Here is a 13,600-nt window from a genome sequence, read left to right on the forward strand (position 1 = left end):
GGTGTGCCGGGTGTCGTGACGCGGATCGTCAGCACGCCCGCCCGGCGGCAGTGCGCCTCAAGGCCCAGAGGTGAAGTTGCGCGGTTCGATCGGCGTGCCGCTCCATCACACAGGTCAACGTGGAGCGGCTGGTGCTGAATCGCGGGCGGCTACTCGGAGGGCCGTTCGGTTGTCGGAGCCTGGGGCGAGGCGAGCGGCAGGACATACTCTTCGGCCAACTTCGCGAGGTGCAACGGAAGTGGCTGGGAGAGCGGGTGATACTCATCGTGAAAGCGCAGTTGGTGGGCGGCTGCCGCGACCACGGCAGGCCGATCCGGAGAGGTGTCGGTGCGGCCCGCGGCCGCCAGAGCGGCCTTGGACAGGCAGCCAAGCACGGTCAGTTCCAGCGCTTGTGGGTTCCAGGCGGTGGCTGCGGGGCCGTGCGGCCAGTTCTTGTCGGGAACCAGTTTGCGGAGGTCGCGCCGTACCGTGCCTGCGGTCGGCGGCTTGCCGACGGTGCTGAAGAACACCCGGTTGTCCGGGGGAGCGTCTCGTGCCGCCCAGAGACCTGCGGAAAACCCCGGCGTCTCCTCGGCCTCGCCGGGCGCATACCACTGAGGCGTCTCACCACGGGTGTTGGCGTCCCGGAACAACACCATGCGCAGGTCCGCCCCATGAAGCGCGAGCCGGGTAGGCTGCTCCCCACAGAACGTGACCATGTCCCTGACCAATTGCCCGTTGCTCAGGCCGGGCCAAACCTTACGCAGATTGCCGCTGTTCACCAGAAGCAGCGTTGGACGGTCACGCACCTGGTAGAGCAACGACCTGATCTGACGTTCGACTTCGTCGCGCTGTTCCTCGGTGGTCAGTGCGGTTCGGCCTGAGCAGGGCTGCGACGGGTCGTCTGCTGCAATGCTCTTGGCGGCGATGGCGAGCAGCAGCTGAGGGTAGGGTACCCACTTCTTGCGGGAGTCGTCCCAGCCGTGCACGGGGTGAACTCGCTCCCGCGGGCGGATCCGGAGGGCAACCAGATGCTGCCCGGCCTGCCGGGTAGGCCCATTCGCCTGCCGCCGGATGTACCAGAGCGAGAGGTATTGGAGGTCGTCTGCCAGTTCCTCGTCCAGCCGCTGGTCGGGCGGAACCACGGCGCCGAGCTGGCGCATCCCGTCAGCCAATGTGGACCTGGCGCGCTCGCTCAGGGGGCCGTCGGCATCCTCGGGCACGACGATGAACTGACTGACTCGCCCGGCTGCGGCACAGCCATGCCGAAGTGCCGACTTGGGATCGGAGTCTTGCGCCGGGAACCGCTCGGACCCTAACGTCTCCACGATCGCCAACCCCACCGGATCGGTTCGGCCGAGCAGGGCAGCTGTTCGTGTGGCGCGCTCCCGTACGGCCTCGGCCAGCGCCTGAGCTCGTGAGATGCCGGATTCCCGTGCGATCTTCAGCGGGGCGCCCAGGTCCCGAAGCGGCCAGGTACGGAGCACGACGCGCAGGTCTCCGTGCCGCCACTCGTGTTCGCCGTCCGCTCCGCCGGGGCCGACCTGGAGGCCGAGCCACTCAGAGAGCGCCGCGACCAGTGCATCTCGGGTGTCCTCGGTCTGCCAGAGTACGTCCACGTGCAGCGGCTGCCCGTCAAGCGTCGCGTGCACCGCGTCACGCCGGGCTTGTGCGCGACGCTGGGAGTGAATCGCTTGTTCCTCCGGGTCCTTCGGTCGCACAGTGGGAAGCAGCACAGGTTTGGACCGCCGGTGCGCACGCTCAAGGTCAGACACTCGGCGCAGCATCGGCCGGAGACCTTCTTCAACCCAGCGGTCGAGCAGTGACCGTTCGAGCGGCATGAGTCCGGTGCCGACACCGTGCGGGCCCATCGCGGTGCTGTGCACGATGCCCGCGGCGATCCCGTCCCTGCCCTCGATCCAGTCGACCGGCTCGGCGGCCAGCTCGACTGGTTTGGGATAGGCACGCATAACATCCAGTTCGGGGAGCAGAGTGACCAGGCTCTGCCTGCCCCAGGCGAGCATGCCAAGGCGGCGGTCAAAGGTCAGGTAGTTGGCGGTGAGCCGTTGGCGTCGACCGTCGGCATCTGGCCACGGCAGCGGTGCGTCGAGCAGGGCGGTCGCACCGCGGCCCTCCGGTAGCCGGACGGGCGATCCTGTGGCCCAGCGGCGGATCCCGTACGAGACATGTACCCGGAATCGCATGGCGAACGGCACCGTCTGGACGGTGACGGTCACCAGGCCGGAAAAATACCAGGTGCGCCGGCCTCGGGTATACGACCGCGGTGGCCAGCTGACCAGCTCGACCCCCTGGTCGCGAGTGACCAGCCGGAAGGAAAGCTCGGTGCCGTTGAGGTGAAGCGGGCGGGCGGCGAGTCTGGCGCCGATTCGCTCGGGCAGTAGGTCGTACAGCCTGCGGTCGGGCTGGGCTGTGCCGCCCAGCGAGAGCTCCACGGCGGTGAGGTCCACGGACTCGTGTCGCCACCGCGGGGTGTGCTGGTCGATCAGCGCCAGTGCCCGTTCCAGAGCGACCCGGTGGTCGGCCGCTCGCTCGGCGTTGGGGTCGGTGCCGGGCGGCAGGGTCATCACCCACGAAGCCAGCAACGGAGCGACCAGCTCGGCGGGCATGTCAGCGGACGCGTAGATCCAGGGCGCGTCGGTACCGGTTCCGGCTCCCCGGCCCGTGGCCACCATTCCCGGAGCGGTGGCGCGCAGCAGGTCGTTGAGCTTGCTGATCGGCAGGCCTACCGGTTGTTCCCGACGGCGCCATCGTCGGCGGTAGAGGTCCATGAACTCCGTCCGCCATTTCTCAGGGAAGCTGATGACCCGATACTGCTCGGTCCAGGGTCCGGCCTGCGGGTCCGGTTCGTAGGCGGTGGTGGTGATCAACTGGTACATGCGGTGTCCCTTTCGTCGGCGGACTGGGTGAGGCAGCGGTTAAGAGCAGTCCACATCGGTCGATAGAGCGCCTTAACGATGTGACGGTTGTCCGTGGGAACGGCGGTGCCCGCGGTGAAGTAGGGCTCGAGCACGGCGTGGATGCTGTGCAGGAGGCTGGTCCGCGGAGTGTCCGGCCGACCGGAGGAGGCCAGGTCGGGAGAGAACGCGGCGTCGACGAAGGCGACTCGGGTGGGCACCGCGCCGCGTACGCTACGTCCGATCACCTGCCAGATCAGTACGAGCATGTCCCAGGTGACCTGCACCCGGTCATCGCCCAGCCGGCTCCAGGCCATGCTTCTGGCGAGTACCCGGTACCACTGGGAACGAGCCAGATCTCTGACCTTGCGGGCACCGAGGCCCAGAGTGGGCTCGCTCCGGACCCAGTCGGCGAACTCCCCGTCGTCGATAGCTCGTACGATCCAGTCATTGATCGCGTGTACCGCGAGCCCGAGATCGTCAGGGCGCGGATTGGGGCGGGCGAGGAAGTAGATTGACCCGATCGCGGCGTGCTGGCGGTCGACATCGAGGATGTTGTGCCCGCGCTCCACCGCCAGCAAGGGCGCCACCAGGATTTCGGCTCTGGTGGTGGCCAGCGTCTCGACGTCGCCGCGGTGCAGTATGGGGGCGTGGTGCTCATTGTCGTCCGATCCGGTGCCCGGGCCGCGGTAGTCGTCGGACACCAACCGACGGACCCTGCCCCTCCAGCGTTTGTTGAGGGTGTGCAAGGTGTCGGCCACAACCTTGGCCTCCTCGTAGCTGCCGACGAGAAGCAGGATGTGGCGGCGACTTTCCGGGAGAAGCCTCAACTCCTCCTGCAGCCGACTGATGCCGGTGTCGTCCCTGCCGAGGGCAACAGCCATCCGGCGCAGAATATCCGCCCTCTGGTCAAGCGGCTCCCCGGACAGCGGCTGCGCCTCGTGGAACTCCTCGCACGCACAGCTCGCGCGGCATTCGCAACCGTCGCGGATGAAATCGAAGCGGAACTCGCTCTGCTCGGCGATCCGGTCCAGTTCCTCCGGCGCGGGTTCGATGATCACACCGATCGGCACCGGGATGTGGTAGCGGCTGGAGAACCCGGCCCAGCTGCTCCCGGACATCAGCAGCACGTTGGCGCTGGGACGCGCATCCACTACCGGCAGATCGGGCATCGCTCGCAACAGTTCCCGGCCGACCCCGCTGCAACGGAAGAAGCGCAGCTCACCGGTGCGCACTCCGCCGAGGTCCAACCCCTCCATCAAGAACTGGAAGCCGATCACATTGCCCATCGGCGCCTCGGGAACTGTTGGCCCGTAGTCGAGCGGCCTCCGATACATCTCGTTGAAGCCCAGATTGAGCGCCGCGGCGACGCGCGGCCACATAGCGTTGATCAGGGCGAGTTTTGGCTCCAGCGCGCTGAGCAGCAGCGTGAACTCGAAGCGGGTCATCAGCAGAGTCAGCCACTGCTCGGGATGCTCAGGTAGCGGCTCCGTCCTTCTGCGCCCGGCGGATTCGCGACCCGTCTCGTACAAGCCCGGCGTCCGTACCCGCTTGCCGGCGACGAGTGTGCGCAGCTTCTCGTACCGCTCGCGGCCCTCGTCTGTGGGCTCCAGCAGTGGGCCGAGGCCGAACAGGCTGCGAAGGATTTCCTCCAGCCGCTTCCTGGTGCGCTCACGGAAGTTGGTGTGCAGAAGTTCACCGACCAGGCCGGTGAGCTCGACGCCGTCCTCGATGGGCCGCCGCCGGTCCCCGAAAGGGTTTTCCCGGAACGCGTCCAGTATCTCGGTGAGCCGCTGTCGTGGGGCCCAGTGCGGGTGCACAGAGTCGTGTTCCGCCGCCTCCGCCGGTATGTCGTCGCGGTCTTCCGGGAGCGGATATCGCTCTTCCAGTAGGCGGAGTTGGAGGGTCCACGCGCTGAAGTACCCGGTCCTGACCCAGTCGCGCAGGTCGACATCACGGACCAGCATGGCGACCAGGCGGTCGGCGGCGCTTTGCGTGGTGTTGACGGCGGCCGACCAGTTCTCCACGTCGCGGTCGGATAGTTGAATCCGGCCGGCACTGGCGAGCTCGCGGATGCGGTGCTGGTTGACGTCATCAAGGAAGGATCGGGTTTCGGGGCCGCCACCGATCAGCGGGATGGCCGGCGCGAACATCCGGTCGAGCTGCATCTGGACCCGGTCCGCCTCATCGACGATCACCAGGTCACTACGGCGGCAGGAGAGTTCGAGGTAGCGGATGCGCTCACGGTTCTGCGGGTGCGGCACCGCGGAGTCGACGAGGCTGGCGGGCGTGGCGACCCATATCGCCGCGTTCACCAACTCGCGGGCGCCGTGATGGCGGGGGCAGCCGGACCAGTAGGGGCAGGCCACTCGATGTCGACTCCACGAGTCGTCCACGAGGTCGCTGCGGCGGCTGGGTGGTTGCAGCCTGGTGCAGGGCGCCTCGCCGAATCCCAGTAGGTCCTCGGGATGTTCCCCTTCCGTGTACCGGAGCGCGTTCAGAGCGCAAGAGGTGCTCAGGTACGCGAACCCGGGGTCGTCGTGGGCGAGCAGGTTGCGTGAGCCGCGGCCGACCAGTCGACGGTGGAGCCGCTCGGCGTGCTGCTGGCGGCCAGAGGCGCCGAGCACCGGGGCGGCCGATCTGGGCACGTATGTGTTGTACAGCTGGACCAGCTTGAGTTGTTCGGCGACGTCCCCGACGACGACGGTCACCTTGAGGTGCCGTCTGGCCAGGTGCACCGCCAGTACGTCCCGCAAGGTGCTTTTACCGGCGCCGACGATGCCCAGCAGGTGCTGGATCCGCGCCACCTCGAAGCCTTCCGCGCGGCGAAAATCCCCGGTCTGGCGCGTGAAGAGATGGATCGCCCGTAGCCGTCCGATCCAGTCCTCGGACTTTACCGAGTCCATGAACGCCGCTGTCGCCAGTAGGTCGTCCCATTCGAATGTCAGCGGTTCGCCGCCGTTCGCCGGCGGCGAGGTGAGATCGTGACCAACCGGCGGCGGTAGAGACGGCTCAGGAAGTCGGATGGTGGCCAGGTGCCGGCCGATAGGGAAGGCGTGTCGGCCGGCCTTCGCGAATGCTAATGGCCGTCCGGCGAACGCCGGTGCCTCATTCAACAACCTCTCGTAGGTTTCCCAGCGGTCCGGCGCCACCGACAGCGAAGGGCGGCGGACGGCCGGACGCTCCGGGTCGGCGACCTCGTAACCGCGAAGCTGGCGGTCGAGCAGCTGGTACTCCTGGAGTGCCTCGGTCCAGGCCAGGCGGCGGCCCCAGGTCCACAGGGTATGCCGTGCCACACGGAGGGTGCGCTGCCCGGCCTCGTCGACGGTTCCCCAGGCCCGCGCGAACGGGTACCCACTGAACAGCGTCCAGGCGTCCACGGCCGGCTCTCCGGCAGCGAACCTCTCCTGGAGGAGGAGTCCGACCTCGATCTCGCATAAGGAAATCAGCCGGGCGGTCTTCAGATCGGGGGCGGCGTCCGACAGGTGGTCGGTCACCTCGCTCAGGGTTTGGGCAGTGCTACGCATGACTCCTCCTCGACAGACCGGTCGGCTGCGGTGCGGTGAACTCGCCCGCGGACAGCAGGCGCACCTGTGCGCCATCTGGCAGGCCACGGCTGAAGCTCTGCCGGTGCCCGGGACGTGCCGCCAACCCATCCGGCACCACGACGTCCAACGGCCCGCCGAGCCGGATGGCGACCTCAGCGGCCCGGAGGGCGGCCAGCACCGGCTGTTCCCGGTCGTGGACCTGGAACGCGCGGAGCATTCCGTCCTGGTCGGTGACGTGGTGGACGCCCAGGCCCGACGGGAGCAACCGAGGCTGATCCTTGAGCCGGGAGCGGACCATCTGCTCAGTGCGGCCGGGAAGCGCCAGGAAGATCCGTAGCGGGAACGGCAAAGCCAGGGCCTGCCCGGACTGATGGGACGACTCCAGTTCACGGCCGCTGGACGGGCAACCACCTTCACACCAGGGACCGTCTGCTGTCACAGGCTTGGCGAGCAGAAGACACCCAGTACAGCGATGCACCAGCCCGTCGATCGAAAAGCGATCGGGCACGGGGGTGTAGAGGCCCTTGACCAGCCTCCATGTCACGGCCACGGTCGGCCGCAGCAGCTCCGCCGGGTTGAACCGGAGGATGACCGGCCGACGGATGAGGAAATCGCGGCATGCCGCGAACCGCTCCACGGTGCCGCAGGCGTCGGCGAGTGCGGCCAGCAAGGCTTCGGCTTCCTGCTCCGGCGCGCCATGCGTGCCGAGGGAAGCCAGCTCAGCGCAGGTACGGGTCGGCTCGTCCGCCGTAGAGTGGATCAGTTGGGCATCCACGGTCAGGAAACCGCCAGGCAGTGCCAGAGGCCACCCCTCCAGCCCCGGGTTCCGGCACCAGGACATCAGCCCCGGCACTCCGGGCGGCACCGGCAGTCCCCGGCGCAGACCCGCCAGCACCACACGGTCCAGGGCGAGTTGAACGCTCGGTGGATAGGGCAACCGGAACTCTGCCGACCGGGCTACCGAGGTCAGGTCGATCACGCCGCGGGCAACCGTGACCAACAGGTCGAGGTCCATCCGCTCGTCCTCGGTCACTGGCTCACCTCCGGTCCGCCTGACTGCCGCGCGGAGCACCAGCGCGCCACCTCGCAGCCGGCGCATTCGGGACCGGGGACGGCCTCGAAGAGCATTTGGGAATGCCAGCCCGACACCTGCTCGCGCAACACCGCCTTGGCGGCCGACCGGGTCGAGGTCGCGAACGGGTCAAGGGTGCGCAGGTCGACGCCGGCGGGACGCAGCAGTTCCAGCTCGACCCTTCCCTTGGCCCGAGAGCCGGGCAGGGTGCCGCTGCCGATGATCTGAACGGCCAGGGCCAGCTGGGGGTAGGTGGCGAGCACGTCGCGACGGGGGCGGTCACTGCCCGAGGTCTTGATCTCCCGCCACACCCAAGAGTCCGCGTCCTGGTACAGCAGGTCGGGCTCTGCCAGGACGACCAGATCGGCCGCGGTGTCGTCAAATGTCATCCGGGGCTCGGTCCGAAACTCCGCCCGTGGCCCGGCCGTACGGATCGGACACACCTCTGCGTGGTGGCGTAGCAACTCCGCACCGAGTACCTGCTCCTGATCGGGAAGCCGGTGTCCCTCGGGCACCCAGTCCACCGGGATCTCGGGGACGCACGGCGTCCGCGGCCGCCGGGCGTGCCGTTCGGCGATGAATGTGTGGACCGCTCGCCCGCGCTCCACAGCCGCCCCCCGTTCTACCGCCTCGTCGACCGGAAGCCGAAGGCTCCGCAGGTAGCCACGGGCCGGACAGCCCTGGTGTCCCCGGCCTGTGGTCGAGGACCAGCTGCGGCGTGGCCGCCCGCGTTCGGTGATCCCGAGCAGCCCCGCGGCCTTTGGAAGGGCAGGGCAGACTGGTGCGATGGCGCATGAGACGCAAGCGGTACCCGGCCGGTACTCTCTGCTGTCCAGCAGCGCGCGAACGGCGGGGGCCCCGTCGGCCCGGTACGCGGCAAGCGCTTGGTGCCGGGTGCCGTCGAAGACCAGGTCGGTGCGGCCGTCGTACAGGGCGAACTGAACGACCCTGATCCGTTCGAGCCGCGGATCCCGGTCTCCCTCCGCCGCGACCAAGGCGGCGATCGCGCATTCCGCCGCGCTTCGTGCACGGAGGCGGTTGACCGGTAGGCGCAGCTCGCGCAGCCGGCCGTCGGTGGACTGGAAACATCGGCCCCAGGCGCTGATCCGGTACTCCACGCTGTCTCGGCCGTCGCCGGTCGCGTACCGGTACCTGTAGACCCAAGGCTGGCGGACGGGGTGCAGGTCCGGGTCCGCGGGGAACGCCTTCTGATACATCCGCAGCGCATGCTCGGTCCACTGTCGTACACCGTCATGCAGCGGACGGCGGCGGCCACGAGGCTCGCTCGGCTGCGGTTCATCCACGGGGCGTTCAAGTTCGTCGGCTGCTGCCATGAACGGGCCGTTGAGAAAGGACTCCAGTGCCTCAGGCTTCTTGGTGGCTGGTGCACGCGGCCGCATCCCGCGCGCCTTTAGCGCGTCGGATGCCGGGCACCGGTATCGTTCCGGGCCGAACATGCCGAGCCGCACGTGAACGACGGAGGATTCCCCGACCAGGCCGTCGGGGGGCCAACTCCCTGTCATAATCTCCTCACTTCTCTGCGCCCAGGGGCGTGTGATCGAGCCGCCCGAGGATTTCCCTTTTCCGTACGGAGCGAGTGCGTTGCTTCCTGGAACTCTCCTTGACGGTCGTTACCGAGTGCTGCGAAGGCTCGGCCAGGGAGGCGAGGGCGAGATCTTCGTCGCCAGGGACGAGCGCGGTCGCCGGGACGTGGCGGTCAAAACACAGTTCGCTCGCACCTTCGAGTCAACGACCGCCTATGCCTCCGCCGCCCTCCCCTTGGAGGACGAACTTGGTCGACTGCGACCCATGAGTAACGTGCCGGGGATCCCAGAGGTACTGGGAGACGGCTATTACGGACGGAGCAAACGGCGGTACATCGTGATGGAACTGGTCGATGGCGTAACAATCGCGTCGTGGATCATCGAGCATCAGCCCGTTCCGGCGGCCGCGGCCGTCTCAGTCGTCGCGCAGCTCTGCGAGATTTTGGACGGCGTGCACGCCAGGGGGTACGTGCATCGGGACGTCTCGCCGAACAACGTGATGCTGCAGCCAGACGGCCGGGTCCGGCTCTTGGACGTGGGCATCTCCACCGGGGCCGGGGACATCAACGAGGATCCTCGCGGCACTCCCGGCTACGCCCCACCGGAGCAGTACGACCGGACTGCGGAGATGACCCCGCAGGTCGATGTCTTCTCTCTCGGCGCGCTGCTGTTCGCGATGGTCGTCTCGCGGCTGCCATACAGCGATCTGGAGGGCCGGCCCGACTCCACGACCCCGGCATTTCCACATGACTTCCGCGCGGAGATGCCCGAGACACTCCGGAGCCTCGCACTCGCCATGGTCTCCGTCGACCCGCGTGAGCGGCCGGACGGTATGACAGAGGTGCTGCGCAACCTGCGGCCGATGCTGCCCACACCTGGCTCAGCCGCCTCCTCCAAGGCCACACGTCCCGACCCGACCACGCGTTACCGCCTCGGATCGCCGCTGCCATGAGCCGCTCGCGGACGGCGGGCCTCCGGCTCGCCGTCATGGCAGGCACCTCAACCGTTCGACGGCCGCGTCGAGGTCGTGTTCGCCGAGTTGTCTCAGAAGGGCCCGAGCCCGGACGATCGCCTCCTCCGCCTCCCCAGGCCGGCCGCCGCCGCGGAGCGTGTCCGCGAGCCAGACCAGCGTCCGGGCCTCCCTACTGCCGTAGGTCAGCGACCGGTACAGGTCCCGAGCGTGCTCGAAGTCCGCGATGGCGGCCTCATACTCACCGAGGGCCGCCCGGATCCGGCCTAAGCTGAAAAGCGCGTGCGCCTGACCATTGACATCATCGGTGTCGTTGAGCAGTGTCAGTGACTGCAGGCAGTGCTCCAGACTCTCGTCGTACCGGCCCAGGTCGTAGAGGGCGCTTCCGATCCCGTTCAGCGCGGCCCCTTGGCCGAGCAGGTCGCCAAACCGCTCGAACGCGGGCAGGGCTACGGTGAAGTGCTCCAGTGCCTCACCCGGTGCGCCGCTCTCGCGAAGCAGGACACCGAGGCTGTGGTGTCCCAGCGCAGCACCCGGGACATCTCCATCGTCCTCGCTCACCCGCACGGCGCAGCGTAGTTCACGTGTCGCCCGCGGAAGGTCCCCAAGGCCCCGGTGAGTGCCCCCGAGCATCCGGTGAACCATGGCCACGTCCGCTGGACCGCCCTCTCGACCCGCGGCCTCAAGGGCACCGGTCAGGTATTTGAGCGCGTCGAGATTCCGGCCGGAGCGCCACTGGAAGGTCACCAGGGTCATCGACAGCAACCACGTATATCGGTCAAGACCACGCTCCTTGGCCAGCACGACGGCCGCCGTCAGGGTCGAGTATTCGGCCTCGAACCAGGACATCGCGTCCATCGCACACGTAGGAGCGACGACTTTGACGCCCCGTGGTTCGCCGATCGGTAGCCAACGGCCTGGAACCAGCTTGCGATCACAGGCCCAGGCGTTGTGCAGCAGGAACTGCAGCACCCGCTCCAGCACCCGGTCTCGGTCGGCTTCGTTCTGTCGGTCCGCCAGTTCGCCAGCGTAGATGCGGACCAGGTCGTGGAGGTGGAAGCGTTCGAAGATCGGCTCGGTCACCAGGCTCATCCGCATCAGGTCGTCGATCGCGTTGTGGACGCCGGCGGCGTCGTCCGGTTCGAGCGCCCGCAGCGCCTCCCAACTGAGCGTCGGCCCCGGGTGGACCGCCAACTGCCAAAAGAGCCTCGATGCCGACGCCGACAGGAGCCTGTGGGACGCCTCCAACGACAAACGGATGCTCAGATCCTCCGAGCCGAGGTCGAGGGCGCGCAGTCTGGTGCTCTCCTGCCGCAGTTCGCGGACCATGCCCGCGAGTGCCTGCGCCGGGCGCTGCGCGATCCGCGCGGCCATGATCCCCAGCGCCAAAGGCACACCGGCACAATGCTCGACCAGGTCGTCGACGAACGGGACGGCCATGCGCATCCGCTCCTCGCCCAACCGTGTCCGCAGCAGTTCGGTGGCCTCCTGCCGGTCCAGCGGAGCGAGGTCGATGAGCTCGGCCCCCTCTCTGATCGCCAGACCGTGCAGCTGGCGGCGGCTGGTGACGATCGCCGCGCTGGCCCCGAGGCTGGGAAGCAGCAGCCGGGCATGGTCCTCGTCGAGTGCATTGTCCAAGATCAGCAGAACTGCACGGTCCGCGAGCGCGGTCCGGTAGGCGGAGACCATGCCGTCCATCGTCGGAGTCACGGGGCGAACTCCAAGCTCGTTCAGAAATCTGGCCAGGACGGGGCCATGCCGCTCCGGCTCTCGTGGTGAGAATCCGCGCAGGTCGGCGTAAAGGGTCCCGTCCGAAAAGCTCTGCTTGACCAAGGTCGCCGCTCGTGCGGCGAGAAAGGTCTTCCCAATACCGGGCATGCCCGTGAGCACGGCGACTCGGCTACGTCCGACGGTCCGCCCCAGGAGAGTCTCCACGAGCCGGTCAAGCTGCGGCTGACGGCCGACCAGGTCAACGGGCTGTGCGGGAAGCTGATGGGGGATCGAACGGACCGGTGCGGGTGGGACTCTAACCGTCGCAGGGGCAGGCCTCTCCGGTTTGGCGAGGAGCAGCAGATGGACTGTGGGTCGGCCGAACCGCCGCTCCCAGTGGGCGAGCAGCGGCTCGATCTGGTCCAGTCTGCCGAGAGCGTTCAGGGAACGCACCTTAAGTTCGAGCAGGGTCTCGCTGTCCGGCCAACGGATCAGCCCTGCGTCGGCGCGCTCGAGCGCCGCGAGGGGCTCCCCGCATTCCAGCTCGGCGAGGGCACATGCTGCCGTCACCTCCCGAAGTTCGGCGATGAGTTCGGCCCGCTTGTGTTCGAAGGTCTCGCCGGGCATGTCCTCCAGAGGTATCGTCCGCCATTCGCCAAGTGCGGATCGGAGCGCCTTGAGCCGCGCCGACGAGTTCTCTGCCGTGTTCGCGGCGCGCTGGAATTCTTGGAAGCGGGTGTAGTCGATGCTCTGCGGATCGACGTTAATCTGACAGAAGCCCCGCTCGTTCCGATGGGTGACATCCGGGATGGATTGCCGCAATTGATAAAAACACTGGCGGATTCGATTGGCGTTCGAATCCTTGCCCGGCCATAGGTAACGAGCGATGCCGGCGTGTGAGACACGCTGACCGGGAGCTAGCAGTAGCACGGCTAGGAGTTCGAGGGCTTTCGCCGACCTCATCCTGACTGGCAGCCCCGCCCTCAGTGCCACCACGGGCCCTAAGACATGAAACTCCATCATCGTCAGCCCCTTGTTCACCTGCAGTAACACGCCGCCGATCGGCCGCTTTGACTTGACACTGGAAAAGCATGCCATCATGTGCCGGACATGCATTAACGATCGACTAACGCTCATAAATTGGCAATCGCTCGACCGATCTGCCACTCTGCGTCTACTCCACCCCGACCGTTCCATGGAGATCGGAGGAAAGCTGAGCACTTTCAGCTGGGCGCGGCTTCGGGGGCGTCCAAATACGACCCAAAGAGTGAAAATTCGGATGTTTGGGGCAGAAAACCTAAATGCGGAGGAATTTATGAACTCGATGCAGCAAAAGCGCGGTCGGCACGGCACCAGCCGCCATGTGCCGAACCGACGGACTGAGGCGACAGTGCCTCCCCGGCGCCCGAAGCGGCCGCGCCCGACACCTCGCCCCGCCCCTCGGCCAGCCTCGATTGCACGGAGCGGTCGGGAATAGAAGCCGGTCCAACCGACTACCCAACGGATCTAGGAGACCGAATCCTTCGTCGAACTCAAGCTAGGCCCGGGTTGCGTCCACGGAGGTGGTGTACGGCAGCTCCGTACAGCGACACCGTCTTCACGATCGCGCCCCACCAGCCCATACCCACCGCCGGATCAGGCCGGGATGCCGCTGACGAGGTGCCCGATCTTCCTTACGAATTAGAAGGTTAGGGATTCGATTCCTCTCGGCCGCGCAGCAGGTCAGAGGCCCTCCGGGATCATCCCGGAGGGCCTCTTTCATGTCCGTACTGATCAAGAAGTGCGGGCGTGACGTAATGCCAGGTACCCGCTGGGCGCTGCTTGCCCTGGTGACAGCCTGAAAGCATGAGGTACTCCGATAG

General features: G+C 67.4%; 6 protein-coding genes. 1 reads left to right on the top strand and 5 read right to left on the bottom strand.

All coding sequences use genetic code 11. From position 1 onward, the window contains the following. Nucleotides 1-149: 149 nt before the first annotated feature. From AB0N02_RS37445 to AB0N02_RS37460, 4 genes are read right to left on the bottom strand one after another with little or no spacing between them, the layout of a single operon-like run. Nucleotides 150-2,876 carry a DUF3962 domain-containing protein gene (locus AB0N02_RS37445; RefSeq protein ID WP_363956816.1) on the bottom strand — a complete coding sequence of 909 codons (2,727 nt, stop codon included), beginning with the start codon at nt 2,874-2,876 and terminating at the stop codon, nt 150-152. Beyond that, nucleotides 2,864-6,421 (bottom strand): hypothetical protein, encoded by a 3,558-nt coding sequence (locus AB0N02_RS37450; protein ID WP_363956819.1) that lies wholly within the window; start codon nt 6,419-6,421, stop codon nt 2,864-2,866. The genes AB0N02_RS37445 and AB0N02_RS37450 overlap by 13 nt, the downstream gene beginning before the upstream one ends. Beyond that, nucleotides 6,414-7,475: a hypothetical protein gene (locus AB0N02_RS37455; RefSeq protein ID WP_363956823.1), complete on the bottom strand. Its 1,062-nt coding sequence runs from the start codon at nt 7,473-7,475 to the stop codon at nt 6,414-6,416. The genes AB0N02_RS37450 and AB0N02_RS37455 overlap by 8 nt, the downstream gene beginning before the upstream one ends. Then, complete coding sequence (locus AB0N02_RS37460) at nt 7,472-8,731, bottom strand: PD-(D/E)XK nuclease family protein (RefSeq protein WP_363956826.1); 1,260 nt, start codon at nt 8,729-8,731, stop codon at nt 7,472-7,474. The genes AB0N02_RS37455 and AB0N02_RS37460 overlap by 4 nt, the downstream gene beginning before the upstream one ends. A gap of 421 nt (nt 8,732-9,152) precedes the next feature. Here AB0N02_RS37460 and AB0N02_RS37465 point away from each other — a divergent pair, with 421 nt between their 5' ends. Continuing rightward, nucleotides 9,153-10,010, top strand: coding sequence for a serine/threonine-protein kinase (locus AB0N02_RS37465; protein WP_363956843.1), 858 nt, complete (start codon nt 9,153-9,155; stop codon nt 10,008-10,010). 33 nt (nt 10,011-10,043) lie between these two features. Here AB0N02_RS37465 and AB0N02_RS37470 read toward each other — a convergent pair whose 3' ends face one another. After that, on the bottom strand, nt 10,044-12,791 hold the full coding sequence (locus AB0N02_RS37470) for a tetratricopeptide repeat protein (protein ID WP_363956829.1): 2,748 nt from the start codon (nt 12,789-12,791) through the stop codon (nt 10,044-10,046). Nucleotides 12,792-13,600 lie beyond the last annotated feature (809 nt).

The organism is Streptosporangium sp. NPDC051022, from assembly GCF_040683035.1.
Lineage (GTDB): Bacteria > Actinomycetota > Actinomycetes > Streptosporangiales > Streptosporangiaceae > Streptosporangium.